Source organism: Sphingomonas phyllosphaerae, assembly GCF_029623345.1.
Classification (GTDB): Bacteria; Pseudomonadota; Alphaproteobacteria; order Sphingomonadales; family Sphingomonadaceae; genus Sphingomonas; species Sphingomonas phyllosphaerae_C.
In genome coordinates this window covers 1-25,282 of record NZ_JAPYKH010000002.1, presented here as the reverse complement: position 1 = coordinate 25,282, position 25,282 = coordinate 1, and the positions used below count along the sequence as shown (strand labels likewise).

At 64.3% G+C, this 25,282-nt stretch carries 26 protein-coding genes and 1 pseudogene; 9 read left to right on the top strand and 18 right to left on the bottom strand.

The annotated features are described in order from the left end of the window. The first annotated feature begins 181 nt into the window (after nucleotides 1–181). From QBJ89_RS02070 to QBJ89_RS02060, 3 genes are all read left to right on the top strand, one after another. A complete protein-coding gene (locus tag QBJ89_RS02070; RefSeq protein WP_277978890.1) occupies nucleotides 182–1,432 on the top strand; it encodes an MFS transporter in 1,251 nt (416 codons plus the stop codon). Nucleotides 1,433–1,549: 117 nt separating this feature from the next. Next, on the top strand, nucleotides 1,550–1,723 hold the full coding sequence (locus QBJ89_RS02065; RefSeq protein ID WP_277978889.1) for a hypothetical protein: 174 nt from the start codon (nucleotides 1,550–1,552) through the stop codon (nucleotides 1,721–1,723). After that, a complete protein-coding gene (locus tag QBJ89_RS02060; protein WP_277978888.1) occupies nucleotides 1,711–2,796 on the top strand; it encodes an MFS transporter in 1,086 nt (361 codons plus the stop codon). The genes QBJ89_RS02065 and QBJ89_RS02060 overlap by 13 nt, the downstream gene beginning before the upstream one ends. A 2-nt stretch (nucleotides 2,797–2,798) precedes the next feature. Here QBJ89_RS02060 and QBJ89_RS02055 read toward each other — a convergent pair whose 3' ends face one another. The 6 genes from QBJ89_RS02055 to QBJ89_RS02030 form a co-directional block, all read right to left on the bottom strand. After that, entirely contained in the window at nucleotides 2,799–2,981 is a 183-nt protein-coding gene (locus tag QBJ89_RS02055) for a hypothetical protein (RefSeq protein WP_277978887.1), read from the bottom strand. Nucleotides 2,982–3,036: 55 nt separating this feature from the next. After that, complete coding sequence (locus QBJ89_RS02050; RefSeq protein WP_277978886.1) at nucleotides 3,037–3,819, bottom strand: aldo/keto reductase; 783 nt, start codon at nucleotides 3,817–3,819, stop codon at nucleotides 3,037–3,039. A 517-nt stretch (nucleotides 3,820–4,336) separates the two neighbouring features. Then, the gene (locus QBJ89_RS20095) at nucleotides 4,337–5,149 is read right to left on the bottom strand and encodes a tryptophan 7-halogenase (RefSeq protein ID WP_347342809.1); all 813 of its coding nucleotides are present in this window, start codon (nucleotides 5,147–5,149) and stop codon (nucleotides 4,337–4,339) included. A 142-nt stretch (nucleotides 5,150–5,291) separates the two neighbouring features. Then, entirely contained in the window at nucleotides 5,292–6,008 is a 717-nt protein-coding gene (locus QBJ89_RS02040; protein WP_277978885.1) for an IS6 family transposase, read from the bottom strand. Nucleotides 6,009–6,126: 118 nt separating this feature from the next. Continuing rightward, nucleotides 6,127–6,411, bottom strand: a complete 285-nt coding sequence (locus tag QBJ89_RS02035) for a hypothetical protein (protein ID WP_277978884.1) — start codon at nucleotides 6,409–6,411, stop codon at nucleotides 6,127–6,129. An 873-nt stretch (nucleotides 6,412–7,284) separates the two neighbouring features. Continuing rightward, nucleotides 7,285–7,710 carry a hypothetical protein gene (locus tag QBJ89_RS02030; protein WP_277978883.1) on the bottom strand — a complete coding sequence of 142 codons (426 nt, stop codon included), beginning with the start codon at nucleotides 7,708–7,710 and terminating at the stop codon, nucleotides 7,285–7,287. Nucleotides 7,711–7,870: 160 nt separating this feature from the next. On the opposite strand from QBJ89_RS02030, the gene QBJ89_RS02025 reads away from it, so the two are divergent. Continuing rightward, nucleotides 7,871–8,080, top strand: coding sequence for a DUF6980 family protein (locus QBJ89_RS02025; RefSeq protein ID WP_277978882.1), 210 nt, complete (start codon nucleotides 7,871–7,873; stop codon nucleotides 8,078–8,080). A gap of 75 nt (nucleotides 8,081–8,155) precedes the next feature. Continuing rightward, nucleotides 8,156–8,617, top strand: coding sequence for a hypothetical protein (locus QBJ89_RS02020; RefSeq protein ID WP_277978881.1), 462 nt, complete (start codon nucleotides 8,156–8,158; stop codon nucleotides 8,615–8,617). Nucleotides 8,618–9,438: 821 nt separating this feature from the next. On the opposite strand, the pseudogene QBJ89_RS02015 reads toward QBJ89_RS02020, so the two are convergent. Next, a pseudogene (locus QBJ89_RS02015) lies at nucleotides 9,439–9,573 on the bottom strand (IS110 family transposase); the annotation flags it as partial. Nucleotides 9,574–10,576: 1,003 nt separating this feature from the next. On the opposite strand from QBJ89_RS02015, the gene QBJ89_RS02010 reads away from it, so the two are divergent. Beyond that, nucleotides 10,577–11,179, top strand: a complete 603-nt coding sequence (locus QBJ89_RS02010; RefSeq protein WP_277978880.1) for a DUF1772 domain-containing protein — start codon at nucleotides 10,577–10,579, stop codon at nucleotides 11,177–11,179. A 538-nt stretch (nucleotides 11,180–11,717) separates the two neighbouring features. Here the strand turns inward: QBJ89_RS02010 and QBJ89_RS02005 are convergent. The 9 genes from QBJ89_RS02005 to QBJ89_RS01965 all read right to left on the bottom strand — a co-directional run bounded on the left by QBJ89_RS02005 (nucleotide 11,718) and on the right by QBJ89_RS01965 (nucleotide 19,302). After that, nucleotides 11,718–12,434 carry an IS6 family transposase gene (locus QBJ89_RS02005; RefSeq protein WP_277978879.1) on the bottom strand — a complete coding sequence of 239 codons (717 nt, stop codon included), beginning with the start codon at nucleotides 12,432–12,434 and terminating at the stop codon, nucleotides 11,718–11,720. 135 nt (nucleotides 12,435–12,569) lie between these two features. Further along, nucleotides 12,570–12,962, bottom strand: coding sequence for a hypothetical protein (locus QBJ89_RS02000; protein ID WP_277978878.1), 393 nt, complete (start codon nucleotides 12,960–12,962; stop codon nucleotides 12,570–12,572). A gap of 34 nt (nucleotides 12,963–12,996) precedes the next feature. Beyond that, on the bottom strand, nucleotides 12,997–14,082 hold the full coding sequence (locus tag QBJ89_RS01995; protein ID WP_277978877.1) for an aKG-HExxH-type peptide beta-hydroxylase: 1,086 nt from the start codon (nucleotides 14,080–14,082) through the stop codon (nucleotides 12,997–12,999). Beyond that, on the bottom strand, nucleotides 14,079–15,170 hold the full coding sequence (locus QBJ89_RS01990; protein WP_277978876.1) for a 2OG-Fe(II) oxygenase: 1,092 nt from the start codon (nucleotides 15,168–15,170) through the stop codon (nucleotides 14,079–14,081). The genes QBJ89_RS01995 and QBJ89_RS01990 overlap by 4 nt, the downstream gene beginning before the upstream one ends. Next, entirely contained in the window at nucleotides 15,167–16,264 is a 1,098-nt protein-coding gene (locus tag QBJ89_RS01985; RefSeq protein ID WP_277978875.1) for a radical SAM protein, read from the bottom strand. Before QBJ89_RS01985 ends, QBJ89_RS01990 begins: the two co-directional genes overlap by 4 nt. Nucleotides 16,265–16,266: 2 nt before the next feature. Continuing rightward, nucleotides 16,267–17,346: a radical SAM protein gene (locus QBJ89_RS01980; protein WP_277978874.1), complete on the bottom strand. Its 1,080-nt coding sequence runs from the start codon at nucleotides 17,344–17,346 to the stop codon at nucleotides 16,267–16,269. Between the two features lie 6 nt (nucleotides 17,347–17,352). Beyond that, a complete protein-coding gene (locus QBJ89_RS01975; protein ID WP_277978873.1) occupies nucleotides 17,353–17,640 on the bottom strand; it encodes a hypothetical protein in 288 nt (95 codons plus the stop codon). A gap of 608 nt (nucleotides 17,641–18,248) precedes the next feature. Then, nucleotides 18,249–18,851: a cupin domain-containing protein gene (locus tag QBJ89_RS01970; protein ID WP_277978872.1), complete on the bottom strand. Its 603-nt coding sequence runs from the start codon at nucleotides 18,849–18,851 to the stop codon at nucleotides 18,249–18,251. A 22-nt stretch (nucleotides 18,852–18,873) separates the two neighbouring features. Next, on the bottom strand, nucleotides 18,874–19,302 hold the full coding sequence (locus tag QBJ89_RS01965) for a hypothetical protein (protein WP_277978871.1): 429 nt from the start codon (nucleotides 19,300–19,302) through the stop codon (nucleotides 18,874–18,876). 581 nt (nucleotides 19,303–19,883) lie between these two features. Here QBJ89_RS01965 and QBJ89_RS01960 point away from each other — a divergent pair. Next, nucleotides 19,884–20,336 (top strand): DUF1801 domain-containing protein, encoded by a 453-nt coding sequence (locus QBJ89_RS01960; RefSeq protein WP_277978870.1) that lies wholly within the window; start codon nucleotides 19,884–19,886, stop codon nucleotides 20,334–20,336. Nucleotides 20,337–20,640: 304 nt separating this feature from the next. Here QBJ89_RS01960 and QBJ89_RS01955 read toward each other — a convergent pair whose 3' ends face one another. Then, a complete protein-coding gene (locus QBJ89_RS01955) occupies nucleotides 20,641–22,164 on the bottom strand; it encodes an alkaline phosphatase D family protein (RefSeq protein ID WP_277978869.1) in 1,524 nt (507 codons plus the stop codon). Between the two features lie 162 nt (nucleotides 22,165–22,326). Here QBJ89_RS01955 and QBJ89_RS01950 point away from each other — a divergent pair, with 162 nt between their 5' ends. Further along, a complete protein-coding gene (locus tag QBJ89_RS01950) occupies nucleotides 22,327–24,630 on the top strand; it encodes a TonB-dependent receptor (protein WP_277978868.1) in 2,304 nt (767 codons plus the stop codon). 11 nt (nucleotides 24,631–24,641) lie between these two features. Further along, nucleotides 24,642–24,890: a hypothetical protein gene (locus QBJ89_RS01945; RefSeq protein WP_277978867.1), complete on the top strand. Its 249-nt coding sequence runs from the start codon at nucleotides 24,642–24,644 to the stop codon at nucleotides 24,888–24,890. A gap of 97 nt (nucleotides 24,891–24,987) precedes the next feature. Here QBJ89_RS01945 and QBJ89_RS01940 read toward each other — a convergent pair. Further along, nucleotides 24,988–25,282: hypothetical protein (locus QBJ89_RS01940; protein ID WP_277978866.1), on the bottom strand; the 295-nt coding region annotated here is incomplete at its 5' end.

Below are 25,282 nucleotides of genomic sequence, written 5' to 3'. Positions count from 1 at the left end.
GATGCGCCGGGAAAGTTGTTGCGCGATCCAGCCCACCCATCGAGCGGAACAGGGCCGGATCGGACTAGACGCCTCGCGAACTGTTTTTTGTCCGACGCGGGCGTTGGTCGCTTTGGCTTTGACGTGGAGCCCGCGAGGCGTTCGTCTGCCGCGGCAACCGACTCTGTGAGGCGCGTCTTTCATGTCAGCCACCGAGAATTCGCGAACCGCTGTGGGCGTGGTCGTCGCCTGTACGATCGGCAACATGCTGTGCATGACAACAACGGTCAGCGCGGTCTTCGGGGTGTTCCTGGTCCCGATCGCGCAGGATTTCGGCTGGCCGCGCGCGCAGGTGACAAGCGTACTGGGGCTAATCGCGATCATCAACGCGCTCGCCTATCCGCTGGTGGGCCGCGCAATCGACCGCTTCGGCGCGCGCCCGATCCTGCTGGCGGGGAACGTCCTGCTCGCGGCGAGCGTCGCCTCGATCAGTCTGGCGCACGCCACGGTCGCCAGCTTCTACGGCCATTTCGTGCTGGTCGGGCTCGCGGGTTCTATCCCGTGTACCGCGATGTTCTCCAAGGTGGTGTCGGGCTGGTTCGACAAAAGGCGCGGGCTGATGCTCGGCATTTCCGCCGGGGTCGGCAATGGCGTGGGAGCGACGATCATGCCGATCATCGCCGCCGCTAGCCTGGCCGCTTTGGGATGGCAGAGCAGCTACGCGCTGATCGGCGCGATCATCTTCGTCGTCGGTTTCCCGCTGCAATGGTTCCTGCTGCGCGATCCCGCGACCGTCGCAGCCAGCATCAATGCACCAATGCCGCAATTAGAGGGGCATACGCTGGCGGAGGCGCTGCGTACGCCCGCCTTCTGGCTGATCCTCGCGACGCTGGGGCTGGGATCGGGGTGCCTGACGGCGGTGTTCTCGCACGTCATCCCGGTGCTGACCGATCGTGGGTTCGACCTTGCCACTGCCGCCTCCGTCATGTCGACGCTAGCGCTGGTGACGAGCGCCGCGCAGATCCTGTCGGGGTCGCTGCTCGACCGCTTCGCCTCGCCGCGGGTCGTCGCCCCCGCGTTCGCGATCGCGACCGCCGGGCTGTGGCTACTTGAACATCGCGACGGCGCGACGCTGCTGGTCGCGGGCGCGATGCTAGGCGTGGGCCTGGGCGCGGTGTTCGGCGCGCTGCCGCTGTTCATCTCGCGTTATTTCGGGCTACGCAGTTACGGCACGATCGGCGGAGTGATCTACGCGATCGTCATGCTTGCGCAGGGCGGCACCCCGGTGGCGATGGACTGGATGTTCGATTCCTATGGCAGCTATGCACCATCGATCCTGCTGATCGAGGTGTGCCTGCTGGGTATCTCCGCGCTGATGCTGGTGCTGCCGCCGTTCGGCGCGCGCCGGGTGACGCATGAGGATGTCGCCGGGCTGGCGCATGTCGGGCTGTAAAGCGCGCGGCACGTCAACTTTGCGGACGCGCAGGGGCAAGCATCACACACGCCCGCGCATAGACTGAGGTCACAAGGCGGCGTCCCCCGCGGTGCGGCCTGTGACGGAGGTGGCGCGATGGGTCGTTCGATCGGCAACACCGGCCTTGTGGCGCCCGCCACCGGGGTCGCGATCGCGGCGGCGGTGGGGTTCGGGCTAGGCCTGTCGCAGACAATGCTGGAAATTTCGGCATCCTGCTCGTCCCCATCGCGACCGAATTTGGCTGGCCGCGCGCGCTGGTGGCGGGCGTGATGAGCCTTGTGGTGGTCAAGTCGCTCGCGCTCACGCAGCTCGTCGGAACGCTGGTCGATCGCTTCGGTCCGCGGCGCGTGCTGCTGAGCGCGCTGGCGCTTTACGCGATCGGGCTGATCGTGTTCGCCACGTTGCCGGGCGAGGTGACGATCTTCTACGCCGGCTTCGGGCTGATCTGCGCGCTGGGCGCGCCAGTGGCAGGGCCGACGCTGACCAAGGCGTTGGCCGGTTGGTTCGACCGCGATCGCGGCGCCGCGATCGGGCTGTCGGCGGGGCTGGGCACCGGTATCGGATCCGCGGTCTTCCCGGTGGTCGCGGAGAGCGCGCTGCCATCGCTCGGCTGGCGCCGGGTGGTCATGCTGATCGCCGCGATCATCCTGCTCCTCGGCGTGCCGGTGGTTTTCGCGCTGTTCCGCGACCCGCCGGCGCGCGAGGTCGAGAGGGGCGCGGCAGAAGGCATGACGCTGACGCAGGTGCTCCACACTCCCGCCTTCTGGGGGCTGATGCTCAGCGTCGGGATCTGCGCTGGATGCATGACCGCGATGTTCACGCAGGTGGTGCCGATCACGCTGTCGAACGGGATGGCGATGGGGGCGGCCGTGACAGCGGTGAGCACCTTCGCGCTGGTCTGCGCGGGAGCGCAATGGGCGATCGGGATGTTGATTGATCGGTTTAAGCGACCGGCGGTGCTGGTGCCCTTCTACCTTGTCGGCATTGCGGGGCTGTGGCTGCTGGCCAGTTCAACCAACGTTCCCTCAATGCTGGCGGCGGCGGTAATGATGGGGGTGTCCCTGGGAGCGGAATATAGCGCGCTGCCGGTGCTGCTGTCGCGCTGGTTCGGGCTGGTGCATTTCGGCAAGGTCTCGGCACTGGCCTATGGCATCGTCGCGGTTGTCACGGGGGTTATACCCGCGGGACTGAACGCGGTGTTCGACGCGACCGGATCATATCGTCCCGCGATCGACGCGATGCAGATGGTAATGCTGATCGCGACGCTGGCGATCGTACCACTGCCGGCGCGGATCGCGCGCGCGCCTCGCAATGTCGCGGCTGCGGCGCTGTACCGCGCTTGAGATCAGTCCGGGATCGGGCCACCGCCTGCCCCGCTCTCCCGGATGGCTGCATTGATGTGCGCGAAGTCCGCCGCCCCAAGCGACAGCGTGGCGGCGGCGAGCCAGCCATCGACCTGCTGGGGCGCACGCGCGCCGACGATTGCCCCCGTCACCCCCTCCACCGCCAGCACCCAGGTGACCGCCACCGCCGCTGCGCTCACCCACGCTGTGCAGCAACTTCGCGGATCGCCTCGGCGACTGTCAGGTTACGGAGCAGCGCCTCGCCCGAGAAATCCGCATGCCGCTTGCGCCAGTCATCATCGGCCAGGGCGTCGACGCGCTCGGCCGAAAAGGCCCCGATAATAGCCCCGACTGCATCGGGCTGTAGACGATCACCCCGGTGCCGTGCGCGCGGCACCATGGCAGCTCGGCGGCGAGCGACCCTCGCCGGATCGCGGACGGCGGCGGCTGGAGCGTGTCGACATGACCGATCGCCTCAGCGGTCTGAAGCTGCGCGGCGTCATGGTTCGACAGGCCGATCGCGCGCACCTTGCCCTCCGCCTTCAGCTCGAGCAACGCGCCCCAATATTCTTCCAGCGGCGATCCGTCCTCAGCGGGCCAGTGCATCTGATAGAGATCGATGACATCGACGCGCAGGCGGCGGAGCGAGCCCTCTACCTCGTGCCGGATGCTGTCGCGCCGCCCGACGCGCCGCTTACTGTAGCAATCCGCCGGCTCCCACACTTGCCCGCATTTGGTGAAGACATATGGGCGTCCGCTTTCTGGTAACTCCGCCAGCGCGCGCGCGACGATCTCCTCCGAATGGCCGAGACCGTAGATCGCGGCCGTATCGATCCAATTGACGCCGCGATCGACCGCGTGGCGTATCGCGCGGATCGACTCATCGTCCGACTGCGCCCCCCAGCCTACCGCCCAATCCGCCCCGCCGATTGCCCACGCGCCGAAACCGACCCGCGTGATCGCAATACCGGTGCTACCGAGGTCGACAACCGGCAACGTCGCGACCATGTTGCTGACCTGCATCGCCCAATCCCCTCTCTTGAATGAGCGTTCTTAGCGCCGCCGCGAGGAAGGATGGCTTGACCCACAGGCCCTTTATTCTTGATTTCGCCTTGTGCCGAAGCGTTTTCGTCCGTGTGCAACCGTTCAACCGGCCGCGGCGTATGCGCCCGCGACAAAAACTGCCTGCAGCGACCCGGAGCTGCTGGCAATAGGCGCATGGTTCGAGTTTCCGACACTGTCAGGCCGTGTCGGCTCACCTCAGCGGAGCGGCCCTTGCAGGCGCTCTGAAGCGGCACGTCGTTCCTCCACCCAGCGCCGAGTATTGCTTGCCCAGCCCAAGAACAATACGCGGCGTTCGCAGTGGCGCGTCAAGGCCGTCGCCGAGGCCGCGCAGGGCTCGTATTCCGAGGTGCGACGGCTTCCGGTTGCGGGCGGGCTGGCGGCTCAAGCACACCTGGGGCTTTAAGGGCCTTGCGTGAGCTGGCGAGACGACCCAGGAGCGGCCATTCCCGAAGCTCTGGCCGCCTCCCAACTCCGGTCACTCGTTCATGTCGGCGTCCGAGGCATCTAAACTTTCCGCCCAGATGTCTGGCTGGCTCGACCTGGCAGGGTAGCGGAACGGCGGCTTTGGAGTGCATCGTAGTGGTGCCCGGACCTGAAGCGGATTAGCTTGCCGCGTCATGCGCAACGCCAAGCGAACAGAAAGTGGAACGATCTCGGTTGACGGGAACGATTTTGCATGGCGGCTGCACCGCGAGCCGCAGTGGTGTACCTCTAACGGATGGCGTGGATTGGTCCTCGCTGTTCGTGACGTGGACGGGCAGCGCGAGGCACTGGTTGAGTGGCCGATGCCGAAGATGATGTTGTCAAAGCAACCGGACCCAGCGCGAGGAAGCCGGATTTTAACCCCGTTCGCTTGCTCGATGGCAGGCGAACGAAGACACTCCCGAAACCAGCTTGAGAGAGTTCGCAGCACTGACAACCTTAGGATAGTACTGAAGCACCCTACGATGCACAAGCCTCCGGCCACCCGCGGAGCCGGTGCGTTTGGTTTGACAGAGCCCTCGAACGCGATACCGAGCTTGGCCGTGCCTTCGGCCGCGCGCATCACCGCTCCCTCGTCGAGCCCCGCAGCCTCGAAATAGTCCCGGATCGCGGGCGTGGTCGCCTCGCCCACGCCGATCGTGCCGATCGCCGACGACTCGATCAGCGTGAGTGCGATTCCAAACGGTGCGAGTCGGCGCGCCAGCAGTGCCGCGGTCATCCAGCCAGCGGTACCGCCCCCGACGATGATGATCGATCGGAGCCGCTCCGCTGGGCCGCGCGGCTTCTCGGCGTCTGCATGTGTCATCGCGGCAGCGACGAGTGGTCGAGCGCACGCAGGAATGCGACCCGCCGCTCGGACGGGGGACCGGCGATGCCGCGCGCGGGTGCTGTCAGTCTAATGCGAACTCGTCTCCACACGATGCACCTCGCCCTCGGCTCGCGTCGGATCAGCTGACGAGCGCCTGCCACTCTGCCAGCGCCGCGGAGCGGCGCTGTTTATAGGTCTGGCGGTCGACGAGGTGGCGTTCGTGGTTGAAGTGGTTGTGGACGGTGGCATGGACCGAGGCGAACTTCTGTAACGTGCGCATCTGCCGGAAGCGCAGCATCGCCCGCTCTCGTCGCCTGAACGGCAGGTGCGAGTTCTCTATCCTGTTGTTAGCCCAGCGACCCACCTCCTGCTTCTCGCGAATGCCGAGCTCCGTCAGTGCAGCGCCATAGGAGCGCAGACCGTCGGTGGTGATGGCCTCGGGCGAGCCGTGGCGTTTGAGCGCCTTCTCCATGAAGGCGAGTGCCGCCTTCTTGTCGCGTGTCTTGGTGACGTAGCTCTCGAGGATCTCGCCCTCGTGATCCACCGCTCGCCACAGGTAGACCATCTCGCCGTTCAGCTTCACGTACATCTCGTCCAGGTGCCAGCGCCAATGGCGGAAGCCGCGCATTCGGCTCACCCGCTGGCGCCGCACCTCGCCCGCAAACAGCGGACCGAACCTGTTCCACCATAGCCTCACCGTCTCGTGGCAGATGTCGATCCCGCGCTCAAACAGCAGGTCCTCCACGTTCCGCAACGACAAAGGAAAGCGCACGTACATCAGCACCACCAGCCGGATCACCTCCGGCGACGAGTTGAAGTAGCGGAACGGACTGGCTGGCTTGCGGAGGCGGGGCATGGCCCCTCCCCTACCTTGGCGAGCGCCGCAGGTGCATTAGATTTGACAGAGCCCCTAGCTGCCTTCACACCGATGCCATGTCGTTGTTGCGAGGCACACGAGCTCGCTCGCGATCGTGTCAGCCTTTAAGCGTGCCAGGGTCTGACAGACGATCGGCTAGCGCAGCAATGGCATCGCCATGGAAGGCGGTCGTCAAAGTCCCGTTCACGTGCACTGGGCGGTCCGGGGTTAGGATGGCCGCCTCGCGGTGAGCAGGGTCGAGCGCCAGCCATACTCGCACGGCGCCCTCCAGACTCGTAACCTCAGCGAGATCATCATCCCCCCTTGGCACATTCTCCAGCGCGGCGCTCATCCGCCAATCAATCTCCGGTGTCGCGCTATCGCCCCACGTGGCCTCTGCCATCTTATACTCCGTGCCCGCCTTCGGCTGGTACTCCGAGCGCTCCCGCTGACATGAAGTTCCGGACGCGTACCCAGGCGATGGGGCAGCGACCGAGGAGTACGATACAACGGAAGGCGATCACGGGAGCGACACTGTGCGCATTTCAGTGCTATAAGGGTAACATTCAATCGCGCGTCGACCCACTCATCGCCTCGCCTAGCTTGAAGACCCAACTCCGGTCACTCAGGGCCACCTGGCACCCTCCCAACTCCGGTCGCTTGTTCATCTCGCCAGTCGGGCCTCCCGGACGTTCGCGCCGCTGTCCGGCTGGCCCGATTGGCAGGTTAGCGGACATACGTCTTGCGGCGATGGCGGCGTCTATCGCGTTTCGCTATCAGCCGCGCCGGCCCAACTCGCGCCCTCAAATCCGACAGGACATCCCCCAGCCCGGCCGTCAAAAATGGATTGTCGATAGCTGCGCATTCAATCACGTTGGCGAACGTCCGCCTATGGCTTCCAACGATGGATAGCGTCGAGAGGCGCATAATGATCCCGGATGTAGGGTCGCAAGCATGTATAGCATCAACTAAACTGGCGAGGCTGCGCCGGTTAGGTGCTCTAATATACTTGATCACGCGGACCCACGAATCCACGAGCTCGACTGGGCAGGTCTCTGAAACTGCCCTCCGGACGTCGGCTACCGACGATCGTCCCGAAATCTCCTTGAAAAGAAGAACGTAGAGCGCGTCAGCGTGATCGCCGTTTCGCGCGATCGTACGCAGCTTCGAAGAGGGGATGTCGCTCCCGCGCAGAAGTGCATTAGCGACGTACCAAGCATCCATGTAGGCGAGAGTAACGGATCTCGTGATGGCTGCAAATGGGCGCAAGCGGACCTCACAATTGAGCGATGCGCGCCGCCGACTCCGTCGATATCGCAAGGGCGAACGCGATGTCCTCAATCGATATGTCAGCGCGTTCGCGGCGCAGATCGACAACGGTCTCGATGAGCGCTGGGCTGCAAGGGTCCACGAACCGAGCCACCCTCCCAGATTCCCGCTCAAGGCGAAGCACCCGCTCGAAGCTCAAGAAATCGCCCGGCCAGTCTGAAGCCTGGACAATCCTTTCCATAACGATCGGCTCGAGGCGTTTCAGGACGAAGTTATCATGGATGCGCTCTTCCTTCGCGATCAGCCAATCTTGTCCGCACGCGCGGCACGTGGACGCATATAGCCACCATCGTTGGCCGCCATGCTCTTGAATCCGATCGAGAGTTGCAAAAATGCGGACATCAAGGCCGTCTGGATCGCCCATACCGATCACCGCGAGATCGCCTATCTCGGGGCAGCAGCATGAGCTTTACGGGTCCATGGGTGCACTGTGCATGATGTGGCGAGCGTCCTAAAGTCGGCGCTAACGGCCCGGCCGCGTATGGCAGGAAAGCAGACGTTGCGGCGAGCGCGCGAAACGCGGAGAGTGACGAATGTCCACCGCCCCTTATTGCTGCGACCGGCTCGCGAGCGACCTAGCTCACGCGTGCGCCATTCACGCCGATCGAGCGGATTGTCCCGACGCGTTCATCGCTGAAATGAATGGCGGCTTTGGACTGATCGTTCACGATGGCGGCAGCAGCGCGATCGAGATTGCCTTCTGCCCGTGGGGCGGCGCCGCCCTGCCGCCGATGACCCGCTAATGGCAGGGTTGCAGACAGGCTCATTTCAACTAACCTCCCGAGCAGAGACGATTTCCGACAAAGGACCGGCTTTGGATGCTCAATCAAGTATGTCGCCGTCTAGCGCTGCTTGTGTCCTTGACCACGTTGTCTGGGTGCGACCCAGGCGTTCATGTTGCCTGGAAGGACACCTTCCAACGTCAAATTGATAGAAACTGCATAGAGGATGCGGTCAAGTCCGTGGCAGGTAAAACAACGCATTCATATTATGAAAGCGAGGGTGAGGACTTTCCGCACGGCGTTAAGGTATATCAGATTATGTACGAACAGCCCTTCAATGATATGAACCCCCATCTCGCAGCAGGTTGTGGTATTGATATTGCTCCGTTGCGAGACGGATCTATGGGATATATCCATCGATGGGGCAAGCTAGGTACGACCATATCTAGCGCGGAAATGAACTACGTCACTCTTGTCATGACAAAGGTCAACGCCGCTGTTGCGCGACGTTGCGGAGTAGCCGTCGGCAACGGCAATCCCGTTCAGGGCAAAGGTTGATCTGACCAAGCCTGAAAAGACGTTTCTGGGGCGCGGACGCGCCAGGTCTAATGTCCGGTAATGGGCGGTAGCGGACCTTCTCGCCGGATGACCGAGGCGGAGGCTCCCTCCGCCGCGATGTCCGCTACTGGCAGGCTAGCGGACGTTGCTATGGAGGGTAGGCCATGCGATCATCGCGGCACAATGATCACGCGCATTCGCCAACGCACCGAACCTCTGAAACATATGGTTGTTGTCGGGCCGCTACTCGTCGGCAGTACGCCCTTATTCATGACGAGCTATCTTTGGGGCGCGGACCATTGGTTTAGATGGAACACTCTCACCGACGTCATAGCGTTGGTGATGACCCTGCTGGTCGGTGTTGTCGGAGTTTATCTACTTCCCATCTCTCGGTTCGCTCGTGGCGTCGCAGCGCTCCCGTATATCGCGCTTGTGGGATGGATGATGATGCTTTGGGCCATCGTGTGGCGCGGAGGATTATAGGCGCGTACGGCTGCTTGTGGGCGCTTGCCGCCCCCGCCCTCTCCTGCCGAAGACCCACAATCGGTCACTCAGACGACCCTCCCCGCTTCTCGGATCCGGCCGTCGTCTAATAGCGGGGTTTGCAAGCGCCTTTGTGTGGGGACGTCATTTGCCGGGGCACGGTCGTCTTCGCGGTCGACATGAGCCGCCGCATCATGGGGCTTCGCGGGATGGCCCTACCAATGTTCGTTCCGCACGCATCGAACCGGGTTCGCGGTGCAACGGCCGAAGCGGAATGGACCAGCCTACGTCCCGGCAGGGACGCCTCGTCACGCCATAGGCGCTGGCGAGCTCTTGGATCAGGCGGTAGCGGTTGTCCTGGTGAACAGTTCTCCGGAGCGCAGCATCGCGTGCATGATGACCGCGAGCTTGCGGGCTACGGCGACCGCAGCACGCTTGAAGCCAATCTTCTCGCGGAGCCTCATGCCCCAGCTGGGTGCTGTCAGTCTAATGCGAACTCGTCTCTACACGATGCACCTCCGGCTTCGTAGGCGACGGGTTAGCTGGCGAGCGCCTGCCACTGAGCCAGCGCCGCAGAGCGGCGCTGCTTGTAGGTCTGCCTGTCAACGAGGTGAATCGGGAGCATCTGTCACCTGCAACGGATGGTGGAAGCCCGCCACATTACGCACGCTTTCTACGTCCGCAACATGCGTGGTGAACGGGTGAGCCAAGCGCTCAACCTTTGCGGTATAAAGCCGCAGCTGGGCGCCGGCCGAACGGCTGGCGCCACGGGTGGATTGGTCGAGATTAGGCGTCAGCGGAGCTTCCCACCGGATGACCGTGGCGGACGTCATTTTCCGGCGCGGTGCCCGGTTGTTCAAGGGGCTCCTGCTTGCCTACGCCCCATCATCCTCGAACAGTTCATCGGCTTAGGGCAAATCGCCTAGCCGTTCTCGGAAGCACGCAGCATGGCAGAGCCAAGCCTGACTAGTGTCGCCATTGACCGCAATCATCAGAGTGCATGGGTCGAAGCCGCTCTCGATCACCGCGGTTGAACAGAAGCAGCACATGCCGTTCTTCACCTGACGCTCCCCCTACCTTCCGACGACAACGGCTGCCTTAGCCCTGCCGCCTCGCACAAGACACGTTTGAAAGCGGGCCTGAGCGACCGTCGCAAGCGGGTAGCGCGTGGGTACACGAGCCGGGCGTGGCGGCGTTTACGGGAAGCGCAGATGCATCGCGGCGGAAAGAATCTCCGCCGCGTCATCCGCTTCTGGGCGGTTTGCGGCCCCCTTCCCCTCGATCCGAGGACCCAGAACTGGTCATTCAGGCCGACCTGCCGGCCGCACAACTCCGGTCACTTGTTCATGTCGGTCCCAGAGACATCCGACCGTCCCGCGCAGCTCTCTGGCAGGCTAAACCTATTGGGAGATCGGTGCGCATTGCCATTGCGCCGACGGTGCGGAATCATGAGCCGACCAACGGGGGCGGGGCATTGTGGCAAACAGGCAGGGCATAACGCGAGCGTTCCTCTGGCTGGCCGTCCTGGCTGGTGGCCCGTTGCTCGGCGCCAAGCTGTTCGATCTCGTTGTGCTGGCCGGCGCATGGAGCGCGCATCCACCCGCGTCGCTCGCTTTGATGCCCTATGGGAAGGCGTGGCCGGTCGATACCGGCGTCTTCTTCATCCCTCTACCGGCTTCGATGCTGCTGGCAGGGTTCGGCGCGCTGGTCGCGGGGTGGCGAACACCGTGGCATTTCCGCTGGCTGCTCTGCCTACCGTCAATCGGCATCTTGTTGCTGCTGATCCTGACTGTGGTTGCCTTCTGGCCAATGAACGCAGCGCTTTACTATCACGGGATCGGCTCGCCGAAGGACAGCATCACCGATGCGGAGTCGGTCGCGATGGCGCGGCGCTGGGTAACACTCGACTGGATTCGAGTCTTGGGCGCGATCGCGGCCTTCGTCGCGCCGTTGCGTGCGTTGACGCTGCCTTGGCCGTTGGAGGTGGCCTGCGAGGATCCACCGTTGGTGCGGGCGTTGCTCGCGCTTGCCCTCCTCGGCGTAGCGGGATTTGTCGTGTGGTTCGTTCAGAACCTTTGACGCGCCGATCGCCGCAACGCGCCTCCCTCACAGACCAATCCAACTTCGACAAGTCGCCTCGCCGACCGTGTTTGAGCGAAAGGGGGCCTGTCCCCGGTCGCGGCTAGACCCATAAACGGTCACTCAGAGGCCCTGCCGCGCTACTCAGTTTCAGACATTCGTTCATCTGCGGGTCCAAGTGCCACGTGGTGGTCCAGAGACGCTTTGGTGGCGCACCGGCAAACGACGCTGGGATGAGCGTCTAAAGAAGCTCACGCATAGAAGGTAGCGGTTCGGCTGTGAGCCAATGACGCCTTTACCTCTACCCATTGCCACACCTCACTGAGCTCTAGGTACAATCAAGCGATCGCGACCGCACCAGGCAAAACGTCAGCGACACCCAGCGAACTGCACGACGGTAACTCCGTCCTTCTAACAAACCCTTCGCGACGTAAGTGGACTCCGGCGCGATGAAGATGCCGCGACAGGCCTGAGGGTGCTGTCAGTCTAACGCGAACTCGTCTCTACACGATGCACCTCGCCCCCGGCTCGCGTCGGATCAGCTGGCGAGCGCCTGCCACTGAGCCAGCGCCGCAGAGCGGCGCTGCTTGTAGGTCTGGCGATCGACGAGATGGCGTTCGTGGTTGAAGTGGTTGTGGACGTTGGCGTGAACCGAGGCGAACTTCTGTAAGGTGCGCATCTGGCGGAACCGTAGCATCGCCCGTTCTCGTCGCCTAAACGGCAGGTGCGAGTTCTCTACCCGGTTGTTCGCCCAGCGTTCCACCTCCTGCTTCTCGCGGGCGCCGAGCTCGGTCAGAGCAGCGCCATAGGAGCGCAGACCGTCGGTGGTGATCGCCTCGGGCGAGCCGTGGCGCTTGAGCGCTTTCTTCATGAAGGCGAGCGCTGCCTTCTTGTCGCGGGTCTTGGTGACGTAGCTCTCGAGGATCTCGCCCTCGTGATCCACCGCGCGCCACAGGTAGACCATCTCGCCGTTCAGCTTCACGTACATCTCGTCCAGGTGCCAGCGCCAATGGCGAAAGCCGCGCATTCTGCTCACCCGCTGGCGCCGCACCTCACCCGCGAACAGCGGACCGAACCTGTTCCACCACAGCCTCACCGTCTCATGGCAGATGTCGATCCCACGCTCGAACAGCAGGTCTTCCACGTTCCGCAGGGACAGCGGAAAGCGCACGTACATCAGCACCACCAGCCGGATCACCTCCGGCGAGGAGTTGAAGTAGCGGAACGGCGAGGCTGGCTTGCGCTGGCGGGGCATGCCTCGCCCTACCCCGATCACCTGCGCAGGTGCATTAGCTTTGACAGAGCCACTGCGCCGGTTCGTGCGCGAACGATGTGCGCTCGACGAACCCGCCGGAGATGGGCCGGCCCAAAACGAGAGCCTGCGAGACCGTCAATCGCAGGGGCAATTCAGCATGCAGATGACACCGGCGAGACGATCGTCCTCCGGTACCACGATTTTCTCGCAGCGATGAATGCACTTGAGGCATGCGCTGCTCGCCCGCTCGGTCGGATCGGCGGCAGCGGCGGTCCTCGTTCTGCTCGCAAGCGTGTGCAAGGCCGTCTCCATCGCCGCCGCCCACGCCAGCAGGACCTTCGTCTCCGGTGTGTCCGGTAGATCCAATGCTATGGCGACGCGATCGCCGCGCGTGCCACTGCCCCCGCTTGGGAGACTCCTCGACGAGGCGATCAGCTCCTGGGGTATTTCAATCGAGAGGGTCGGGTCGAGGTCGGGCGAGAAGACGACACCTTTGCCGGCCTCTTGATCCTTCGTCGTCCCGGTCATGATAATAGACAAAGTGCTTCTCCTTCGGACTTGCTCAGGAAAGTGTCTGCGACCTCGCTTGCCGATAGATCCCGCGGGCCATGTCCGTGAGATCGGCCGCACCATCTAGTATCGCCTCGAGGGGAGCGAGCTGCTCCAGCACGGCGTCGCGCCTCCTCGTCATCGCAACCGGACGGAACCCCCGACGGGCAAGGCTTCCGTACAGCCCGGCGACGTTCGCGAAGGCGTGATAGCCGAGTAGGATGGACCGAAGCGGGCGTCCGGTTCTGCGGAAGGGCGAGTAGTACAGTCTCGCGTCGTCTCCGACGACGAGCGGCTCCTCACGCTCGGCCAGCGCCAGGACGATGTGAGCGCACTCGTGTACGAGCAGCTCGGCGGTGGTGGCCGGATCGTCGTCCACCGTCATGCGGACGACGGACGGATGTCGCACGTCGCTCGACGACATTGTCGCTCCCTTAACAGACGGAAGGGGCACCACGATCCGCAGGACGTCCCGCACCCATCTCGAAAAACCTTCATCGATTTCGAGAACCTGCAGCGCCGCCGCCAACGCGTGAGCGCGCTCGTCTGCCGGGCCGCCGGTGGATCGGGCTTCCCCAACGACGTCGCTCCAGCAATGCGGATCGATCACGTCGACCGACGCCTCGCGCCAGCTCAGCCAAATTCCCTCGGGTAGATCACCGCAGCTGCGCCAGCTTCTCTCGACGGAGGCGACGAGTTCGCCGTCCTCCCACCGCAGGGCATCGGCGCCGCGGACCATCCGGTGCCCCGCGCGGAAGCATGAACGCCGCGCGGTGCCAGCGCTCCAGGTGGACGTCGGATCGACCAAGGAGAGATGGATAAGCAGGCCTATCCAGTCATCCACGTCCGCGCCGGCGGGATCGGCGAGGAACGGCCCGAGTGCGGGATCCCAGTCGACTAACCAGTTCGCATCCGTTGCGAGCCAACGTTCCAGCGCCTCGCGACCACCCTCGCCACGCCGCGGCGCCGCGGCATTCCGCTCGAGCGCAAGCGCGACCGCGGCGCGGTTCTGCCGCGCCGCGACGGCCGTCAGAATGGAGAGCGCGTGAGGGTCGGGCGACCCGCACGCGGTCGACAGCGACGCGGCTGCGCCCGTCATGAGCCGTACGTCGCCACGAGCGTCCTCCGCATGCCGCCGCTCAGCGGCGTGACGGCATGAAAGGACGATGGCGTCATCTCGAAGAGCAGGGCGTCGCCGGCGGTGGGCTGGACCGCAGCCCTGATCAGATAGCGGCCGCCGACGGCCTCGAGCACGACGTGAGCCCCACCGACTTCGGGCGGCACGTCATCCAGATAGACAACAAGGCGCCACATGCGGACTCTGTCGCTGTTGGGCTGGTCGGTATGGACGGAGACGAAGTCGGCTGCGACCATGTCGTGGAACTCCAAGGCATCGAGCCGGATGCCCGACCGGCCCACAATCCGGGACACGACGGAGCGCATGGGCCCGTCGAAGGCGCGGAAGAGCGAGCCATGCGTCACGCCTGCCGCACCCAGACTGTAGCCGCGGCGCTCGCCGCGGCTCCGCGGCAGCAACGCCCCTTCGCCTGCCACGATCGCCATAGTTTCCCGGTCGAACAAACCTGCCAGACACAGCCACGGATAGGGCGCGCTCGCCAGTTCGGGAGGCGGTCGGCCGCCAAGGAACTCCGGCATCGGAAGAACGGAGCCGGTAGTCGGGAGGCGGCACAGCCTGCGCACTATCTCATCGAGCGCGGTCCGAACTCCCTTGAGGTATCGCGGCCCGCTCACGCCCGTGCCGTGGAACACCATGTCGACGCAGCCAACGGTACCGCGGTCGTCCTCGATGCTTCCCACGATCAGGCGCGGCACGGCGTCGCCGCTGATGCCTGCGATCAGCTGCTGCAAGCGACCGAGCAGCGCTGCACGACGCTCGTCGTCGGCAGCGACGATGCCGACGTGCGCCGGAGTGATGTCGTGGCCGTCCAGGTGCCCCTCGCAGCTCGAATACGTCACGCAGCACAGGCGGTCGCAGAGCAGTACGACCACGGGACGGACGCCATCCTCGACGGCGTCGCAGAAGGAGGGATCGGATGGATGCACCAGACGGCCGGCGTCGCTGTTTGCACGCGTGCCGGAGCTATCCTTGAAAAGGGCGTCCCCGCGGAGGCTCGCGGGAGCATCGTGGAGCAGCCGGGCGAGCCCCCTCGTCGCGTTCAGGGTCATGCCGCGCGGCTCGCCTTCGGCGGCGAAATGACGTCGGCGACCAGCGACAACTCGCAGCCGCCCGCCGAAACGTATTCGGCGTAGACCGGCTCGGTCGCGTGGGAGACCCGGGCGCCGCTGCAGCCTCGTCCCAGGAAGCGGCAGGACGCGCAGACGCGATCGAGACGATCGCGCGAGCGGGCCACGCGCCTCCTTCGGGCGTCGGAGAGCAGCAGCTGCTCCAACGGTTGCTCGAAGATGGATCCGTACGATCCACGATAAGGGTAGTCGGCCGTGGAGTAGACGCTGCCGTCGGTGTCCACCTCCAGCAGGTGCTCGCGTCCCCCCAGTGCTGCGGTGTCTGGCGGCCCGGAGCCGTGATCGTCGTCCTTGAGGAGCGAGAGAACCTCGCTCAGCGGATCGATCCGCAGCCCGCCGGCGATCGCCTGCCTGACGCGTGGCAAGCTCCACAACGCCTCCGCGAAGCGCACGTACTCCGGCAGGCCGACGCGCAGCACCTGAACCTCCCCGCGGTGCTCGAGCGCCTCGTCGAGCAGGATGAAGCGGAAGGGGAGCCGACGCGCGAGATAGAAGTCCGCCACTTCCTCGTGCCGCGTCGCGTTCGCTTTGGACACGACAACTATACCCGCGAGCGGCACGCCGACCGACGTGAGCCAGTCGACTTTCCGCACCACCTGGTCGGCGCTGGGCCGACCCTTCATGTCCACTCGAAGGTCGTTCACCACGTCATACGAGAAGCCGATGCGCATCCAGGACAGCAGCGGCAGGTGCGCCGGCTTCACCAGCGTAAGGTTCGACTGCAGGGCGTTCGACGTGCGTCGACAGAGATCCTCGCCGAGGCATCCCTCCTGCGCTTCGCGGATGGCGCTCCAGTAGGATACAGGCTGCACGAGAGGCTCTCCGCCGTGCCAGTAGAGGCTGACGCTGTCGTCGCCGGAGCCGTAGGCTTCCAGAAAGGTGCGGACCGAGCAGAGGACGGTTTCGATCTGATTCAGCGACATGCGGCGTCGATCGCCGAGGTCGTCCATCTCGCAGCAGTAGGTGCAGCGAAGATTGCAGAACTTGGAAACCTTCAGGATCAAACCGACGTGCATGGCTAGTTGCGCTCCATGCCGGCAATCACGGAAAGGTAGCAGCGCCCGGCCGCCGCGAACGCCCTCTCCTCCTCGGGCGTGCACTGGCCGACGTAGGCCCCGTCGCAGCCGTGGCCGAAGAACTCGCAGCCGGACGCGCAGATGCTGTCGATCCGCTCGCGGGCGCGAGCTATCCGACGCGCGCGCGCTGGCGACAGGAACAGAGTGTTTAGGGTGTCGTCGAAGACGTTCCCGTAGCGCAGCGCGGTGTCGTAGGCGTCTCCTGCCGAGTAGAGGTCGCCGCTCGTGTCCACCAGGAGGACCCACTCGCGTCGACCGTCGCTGGGCGTGACGGCGGCGCCCGCCTCGGTCAGCCGACGGATCCGGAACGCGGAGGTGAACGGCTCGACCGTCAGGCCTGCCGACATGGCTTCGCGCATACCGGGCTCATCAAGCGCATTTCGGCAAAAGTCGATGTAGCGATCCCAGCCGATGGCTGCCCGCGCGACCGCCGGCTGCGTGTCCGTGGCCGTGTAGATGTTGAGCAGCCGCAAATTCAGCCCCTGCCCGAGATAGAACTTCACCACCGACGCCGCATGATCGACGTTTGCGGTGGAGACCACCGCTATGCCCCCCGACAGCTGCACGCCGCCAGCGCGCAGCCGTTCGATGCCAGTCTCCACTAACCGCGCCGTCGGCCGCCCGCCGGCAGTCCTTCGATTATCGTTCGCCACGTCGTAGGACACGCCAATCACATAGCGGCCGCGCAGGGCACTGACATGCTCGTCGGTCACGCGCGTCGCGTTGCTTTGAAGCTCGTTGCGGATGCACACCCCGTCGCGGGCTTCGAAACGGTCCTGACGTTCGTACACGCCCTTCCAGAAGGACGCTGGCACCAGCATGGGCTCGCCTCCCTGCCAGTAGAAGGTGATGGCGCTCGAGGTATCGCCGACCGCCGCGATCATCTCGGCCACCCTGTCGTAGAGGGCGTCGATCTGGCTGAGTTTCATGCGTCGGGGATCGTCAAGCCACGGGGTCTCGTAGCAGTAGCTACATCGGAGATTGCACAGCTTCGTGACCTTGACGACGACGTCGAGGCGCATCGATGCTTATCCTCCGCCCTTCTCCTTTGCATTGTGCACGGTGATCTGGACCGTCCGTTCGACGATCTCCGGCGATACGCGCTCGCCAGCTTCGATGTGATGGGGGCTGTTGACCCAGGTGGGCCCGGACTCTTTGATGTGATAGGCGACCTCGTCGCCGAATGCCTTGGTGAGCTCGTCTACGATGCTCTGATCGACCGTCTTAATACCGGTCTTCAGCCTAGCTTGTGTCAGGGACGCGAGAGGTTTCCCAACAACCTTGTCCCGCCCCGATGTAATTTTCTTGTCCGGCATCGCTTTTTCTCCTTGAGGAAGCGACGCGACCCACGTGGTCGACTTAGTAATCGACTCGATGGCGCGAACGTTGCCATGACCTTGAAAGCCTGTCCAATCGGAATTGGTTTTCATAAAATTTAGACAGCTCGCCCACCCTAACATCGCCGCGGCATCAGTGCGTTTCCGCGCCTGCTAGCAAGCTCATCTAGGGCATCGGACGCAAAAGAGAGATCACGTGACTCCGAAGACCCATTTGCGGTCATTCAGAGCCATCTGCTCGCCGCCCAGCTCCCGCCGTCCGCTCATCCCGGCGCTCGAGTCTTTCAGCTGTTCCGCGCACCAGCAGGCGCTCTTACCCGGACGAACGCGGCGCGCAGCACTTCACAGATAGCGAGCGCTTCGGGCGTGAGCGAGGTCGAGTCGTCAGGCATCGGCACCATCAGCCGCACGCCCGTCCTGCCAGCTGCCTGCACGCTGTGTTGATGCCGCGAGTTAGTCGAGCTCCCAGGGATGGTTTCGATTCCGCCTTCAGACCGCGCAAAGCAGTTCTCCGTTTACAAACCGGTCGCCTGTTATGGCGAGCTGCGTGCCAAACCGATCGATCGGTGACGCCGCAGAAGGCGAGGTCAAAGCTGGATCGGCGGACCGACACGTTCCATGCCATACGACCGCAGCAGAGCTGCATCCTTCTCCTTTGAATAGCCGCCCGGGGTGAAGCCGAGCTGCTCCCAGGCGTTGAAGAAGGCCTCCATCTTGCCGGCAGGAGCGTAGCTTAGTAGCAGACGCCCATTGGTGGACCCCGCATAAGCCCATGCGTGCGGCACGCCACGTGGACCCAGCACACAATCTCCCGCCTTCAGAGAGAAGCGCTGGTCGCCAACCTGGACGAGGTACTCGCCCTCCAAGACATAGAAGAGCTCATCCTCGCCCTGATGAACATGCAGCGGAGGCCCACCACGACGCTGGTTGGCCTGCTCAATGACGAACAGGTCTCCCTTGGTGTCGCTCGTCACGACTTTGTACGTGGTGGCGCTGACGCCAATCTGATGCGTGCGCCCCTCCCTATCGTCGCCGGAGCTCACGACCGCGATCGGCAACTTCGACCGCGCGGCCTCATCTTTCTGGAAGAAAGTGGTGCTCGGCGCGCTTGTCGCTCCGCCGGGAGCGTGCGCACCTGCATCGGCGAGAAACGCGGCGACTAGCAAAGCGAGAACTGATCGGCGTTCCATGCTATTATCCCCGTTCCGTGAGTCACATCGGTGAAGTTGCTTTCATCTGATCCGCGGCAAGCTGCCGCGTGCACAATCCGGTTGGCTGCCAAGCTTGCGTCAGGGTCGTCGGCGGCGCGTCGGCGTCGTGCAGGATCAGCGCGAAACCGCGCCGCGGCACCTTGCCGATCGCCATCAGCAGCATGGGAGGGCCGGCACGGACTAGAAGGCTGTTTCCAGCGCCCCGGCCGATCTGCACGCCGTCTGGCGTCTCCAAACATGTGTCGCCATCAACGGCAAAGAAGGCCTCTGGGCCCGAGTGGGTGTGCAACGGCGCCGATGTGCCTGGAACGAAAATGGATCGGAGATACTCGGCTTGGTAGCCGGACGCGGGTAGGACCGGGAGCGGACCGATCTTGGCCGCGCGTTCGCCGCCTTTTGCCCGCCAGCTGTCGCCAGAAAGCGTGAACAACCATGTTGCGTTGAATGCCTCGACGACGGTGCTCGTAGAGAGACCCGCCTTTCTGGCGATGGCGGCCGATCGAAAGCGGTCTATGTGCCAGTAAACGTCGCCGTGCGGCAGTTGAACTACTCGCTGCCGCCCGAGCAGGCAGGCCGCTCCTGGTTCCTCAGACGAGGTGCATGCTCGCGCAGTTGCCTGCCCTGTCGCCGTCGAGGCCGATAACCCCGCAACGATGACCATCAGACACACGAGACTCGCTCGCATCGACAACCACCCCCCCACGTGACACAATCAGAATGTAGTCAAGTGGAGAGGGGCGCAACCCTTGTCGTCGGCACGAGCTCACCGCCGTCTGACAAGCCCTGCTCACAACGAGGAACGCAGCTTGCCGCTTCGAGAGGACTGAAGAGAGCTCAGCAAGTGGAACCACCCGTGCATGAGGCGCACCGCGTCCTGCACCTCCGATCCCAATTGTCGCGACAGCGAAGACCGGTTTTGCCCGCTGTAAGCGCTACCAGTGGAGCCATGTCACTCGGAACCCAACACCGGCCGTCGCCCCACAGTGGCGTGTTGCTCGAGCGCACGAGAGCGTGACTGGTCCTGACCATCACTGGCCTCTACATGTTCGTAAGCCGCGCGGTGCTATTGATGAGAAGCTGATCATGTCCGAGGCCGTAGACGCGAAGATTGTTAGCCTCTCCGATTGGCGCGGCGCCCTGCTCACCCGCATCCGGCGCCTGATCCGGGAGGCAGTCCCAGACGTGATGGAGGAGGTGAAATGGCGCAAGCCGACCAACCCGCTGGGCGTCCCCACTTGGTCGCGCAACGGCATCATCTGCACCGGCGAGAGCAACCAGGACAAGGTCAAGCTGACGTTCCCCAAGGGATCTTCGCTAAGCGACCCGCACGGCCTGTTCAACTCCAGCCTCACCGGCGTCCGCCGAGCGCTCGACATACGAGAGCGCGAGGAGGTGAACGATGCAGCCTTGCACGACCTTGTTTGTGAGGCTGCGGCGCTCAATGAGGCGCGCGCAAAGCGGTGATCTCTGGAGAGAAGGTTCAGCCCCGATAAGGTGGGGATGCGCGGGGGCACAGACCCAGAACCGGTCACTCAGTAGCTTCAGCCCAGCTCCCAATTCCTGCCGCTCGTTCATACTGGTGACCCAGCCATCTGGGCGCCCCCAAAATGGTTGGATCAGCCTGGTTGTGGAGCAATGCAATTCAGCAGCTTTCTACATGCGAAGAATGCCCCGGCTACAAGCCGCCGATTAAGGCGCAAGTTTCTTTCAATCTTCTAAGCAGAACCATTCGTTTAGCTGATCCAAGGAATTTACCGGCGGCCGCAACTCAGCTTCTTACTAGGTCTCGAGATCCTGATTTTGCAACAAAACTAGCTGCTGTTCGCACCTCACTTCTAGCGACTATACGGTCAGAGATCACGCGCATATCGGCGCGAAGCGATTGCTGATCGACGTCGAGCCTTACCCATCCGGCATGCTGGATATCGTGGAAGCGCACGTGGGGATTATTGCGCGCAACATCCCCAAACCGTCCAGACGGCGGCGAGGCGGCGCCAAGCGCCGAGGTTACGATCTCGCTTCCAACCGGCACGCCGTCAGACGTAGCGAGATCGTTGACCCAGAAGGAGTGCACGTCGCCACTTAGCACCACTGGATTGCGGACCGCTGGGTAACGCATGCCGGCTAGGACGCGGTCTCGATTGGCAGTGTAACCGTCCCACTGATCGCTGAACGTAGACTGATGGCTGCCGTCCAGCCACAGCGGTGCGAAAAACACCTGTTGGGCGACGAGCGACCAAGGGCGGCTCTCTTGAGTGAGCCGATCGGATAGCCACTGTTCCTGCGCCCGGCCCATGATGGTGCGGGAAGGTGCAGCCGCCTCGGCGCAGGCGTCCAACCGCACGTTTCGCGCCACGTTCTGCGCGGCACAGGGAGGCGCGCTGCGGTACTGCCGCGTGTCTAGCACCGACAACGAGGCCAGATCAGCCCAGTCCACCGAGCGGTACAGCCGGGGCGTAGCACGCCCTCTCCAGAGGCTCGGGCGGATCGGCATGTGTTCAAAATACGCCTGGTACGCCGCTGCTCGCCGCGGTGCGAACAGTTCTGGCGGCAGGCCCTCGCGATTGGCGAGATTGGCGTAATCGTTGAGCACCTCATGATCATCCCAAGTCACCACCCACGGGCACACGCGATGTGCGGCCTGGAGGTCCGGATCGGTCTTGTAGAGCGCGTGGCGCTGCCGATAGCCGGCGAGGTCGCGTGGCTCAGGCGCGCCAAATGATCGGACGGTCGGCAGGTCAGGATAGCTCTGCTCGTAGATGTAGTCCCCGAGTTGCAGCACCAGGTCGGGCGCCGACGCGACGATGTCGCGGTAGACGCCGAACTGCGCCTGCTCCCAGTGCTGGCAGGACGTGACCGCCAGCCTGAGCCGGTCGGCGGTGTGCGGCACCGTGGCGGCGCGGCCTGCAGGGCTCGTGGCGCCGAGCGCGTGAAAGCGGTACCAGTAGGGCCTTCCGGCAGGCAGCCCGACGATCTCGACATGTACCGCATGTCCGCGCTCCGGACGGGCGGCGCCCCGACTAGCGCGCACAATCTGCCGGAAGGCAGGGTCCGTCGCGACCTCGCACCGGATCTCAACAGCGCCTGCCCTTAACGGCTCGGCAAATGCTCCGACCAGACGCGTCCAAAGCACGAAGCCGTCGACGTCCGGGTCGCCGCTGGCCACGCCGAGTGCGAACGGATCGGCGGCGCCACGGGCGCCTTTATCGATGGCGGTCGCTGGCGTCGCCGCCAAGGCAGCCATGGCACCGAGCACGGCACGTCGATGCCAGTCAAAGTTCGCTCCGGTCATACCGTGGCCTAAGCGCGAGCCGTGACCAACCCGTGACATCGGAGGTGAGTGTCACAGTTCCGTAGCGCCCCCGTCATCGAAGCGACCTGAACGGCCCCTATTCGAGACGCCAACGAACGCTGCTCGAGTGGCGACACCCCGACATCGACAGGTAGGACCCAGATGGATCCGAAGACTCTTCTTCTCGCCTCGGCGAGCTTCATGATGGCCATCTCGGCATCCGCCTCGGCGCAGACCGTCGCTCCCGTTGGCGCTCCCATCGATGCGTCAACGGCGAGTGCAGCAGACGATGACAGCGAGATCGTCGTGTACGGCAACGGCAAGGTGCGCCAGGAGCAGACGGTATCGCGCAAGGCGATCGAGATCCTTCCGCCAGGCAGTTCGCCGCTGAAGGCCGTCGCGCGCCTACCCGGCGTCGCGCTGCAGAGCTCGGACCCGTTCGGCAGCTACGAACTCGGCACGCGTCTCTCGGTGCGCGGCTTCAACCAGAGCCAGATGGGCTACACGCTCGACGGCGTCCCGCTGGGTGACATGTTCTACAACGGCCACAACGGCCTGCACGTCAGCCGCGCGATCGCGGCCGAGAACATCGCGCGGGTCGACGTGTCACAGGGAGCGGGCTCTCTCGGCATCGCCTCGACCAGCAACCTCGGTGGCAACCTGGAGTTCGTGTCGCGCGCACCGTCAGCGGTGCCGAGCGGTGAGGTGGCGTTGACGTACGGCATGTACGACACGGTCCACCTCTACGGCCGGCTTGACAGCGGCGAACTGCCGACTGGCACGAAGCTGTCGATCTCGGGCGTGGTCCATGACGCGAGCAAGTGGAAGGGCTTCGGCAGTCAGTCCGACGCCAAGGTGAACGGCAAGATCGTCCAGGCGATCGGCAGCGCCACACTGGCGGGCTGGCTCAACTACTCGCTCCACAAGGAGCGCAACTATGCCGATCTGTCGCCGGCGACCCTCGATCGCATCGGTTACGACCTCGATTTCCTCCGCCCCGATTATGCCACCGCCATCCTGCTGTCGCAGGTCAGCGCGAACCAGACGGCGCGGGCGGCCAATCGCGCGTTGCCTTTTCCGAGCGCGGGGACGGCCTTCCCCGCGCCTTACACCAACGTCAACGACACCTATTACGACAGCGGCGGCATTCGTCGCGACTGGCTCGGCGCACTAACCCTCGACGTGCCGGTCTCCGATTGGCTCGACACGACGGCGACCTATTACCATCACTACGACAAGGGCAGCGGCGGCATCTACACGCCCGCGGTGTTCTCGCCCGATGGCTTCCCCCTCTCTGTCCGCACCACGGAATACGGGATCAAGCGCGACGGCGGCATCGCGAAGGCGTCCGCACGATTGGGCGCGCACACGATCCAGCTCGGCTTTTGGCATGAAGACAATCGCGCGAGCACCGATCGCAACTATTACGCGGCGAGCCTCACGAACCGTCCCGACGTGACCGCCTTTCTCACGGACGCGTTCAGGAGCGACTTCCTCACCGATCTCACGACCGTGACCAATCAATATTTCGTGAGCGACAGCTGGCAGGTCCTCGACGCACTGACCGTCGCCGGCGGGTTCAAGGGCACGCGCGTGTCCAACGGCATCACGACGACGTTCGGCACGCCCTTCATCAACGGACGGATCGCCGCCAAGGACTGGTTCCAGCCGCAGGTCGGCGCGACCTACCGGATCGGCCGGCAGGAGCTGTTCGCCAACTACGCCGAGAATATGCGCGCCTTCATCAGCTCATTCCGCGGGCCGTTCGGTACGACCCAGGCGGGCTTCGAGGCGATCCGCGACACGCTGAAGCCGGAGACGTCGCGCATGATCGAGGGCGGGTGGCGCTTCGACCTGGGTCAGCTGCGCGGCGTGGTGGCCGGCTACGACGTCAAGTTCAAGAACCGGCTGCTCGCCGCCTTCAGCGGCGCGAACATCCTGGGTAACCCCAGCATCCTGCAGAACGTGGGGAGCGTGACGAGCCGGGGCGTCGAGGTGGGTGCGACCTACCAGCTGGCTCGACCGCTGGCGCTGATCGCTTCCTATTCGTACAACGACAGTACGTACGACGACGACACGATCAACGGCACCGCCTTCGTCGCGACCAAGGGAGTCCGCACCGTCGACACCCCGGCGCACCTGGCGAAGGGCGAGATCAACTACGACGACGGCATGTTCTTCGGCAACGTGGCCGGCGCCTACACCTCCAGGCGCAACGTGACCTACACGGGCGACGTCACCGTGGGCGGCTATACGTTGTTCGACGCCGCGATCGGCTACCGCTTCCCGGCTGATAGTACCTTTGCCGGCGTCGAGATCCAAGTGAACGCCGTCAACCTGACGGACGAGCGCTACATCGCCGCGCTCGGCTCGGGGCAATTCTTCAACACGGCGTCGTCGCTCAACAACACGCTGCAGGCTGGTTCGCCGCGGCAGGTCTTCGGAACCGTCCGCCGACGCTTCTGATCTAGACCGTTATGACGATCGCGCTTGCGACCTGTCGAGCACATCGATTGGTGGCGAGATCGGAGACACCACGCGGGCCGGTCGAAACATTCGCCGTGAAAGCGAGGATCGATCGCGACCTCGCCGAGGAGTCCGCCGGTGCGCACTCGCTTCGCCATAGGGTCCAAGCCGACTTGTTCGACTATGCGGCGCAGCTGACCGTGCCCGCCGCGCCCGCGTTCCAGCGCACGATCCATGCGGAGATCGCTCGAACGGCGTGATCGCGGGGAGCGCGTCCGTGTCCAGGCACCGCAATCGGCGCCGTGGGTAAGGCGCGCAAGGATCAGACGCGCCCGCGATGCCCCGCCCGATCCGGGGTCAGAACCAGGGGTGCAGCATCTCGGTGCGCGACGGTCCGGCGAGGCCGACCAGGAAATCGCCGACCCCGTCGAGTAGCCCGTCGAGCCCCGGCAGATGATCCGAGTCGGCGTCGGGGCCGGCGTAGCCCACCTTGGACGCGTCGCTCACGCCTAGCAGCGTCACCGAGGTGCCACCACTGAACGTTACGCTGAGGTCCTTCACGCCATCACGATCGACGTCGCTCACCTGGGTACGCAGCACGCGCAGCCCGTCGTCGAGCACGATGCGGTCCTCGGCCGTGTCGAAGTCGCCG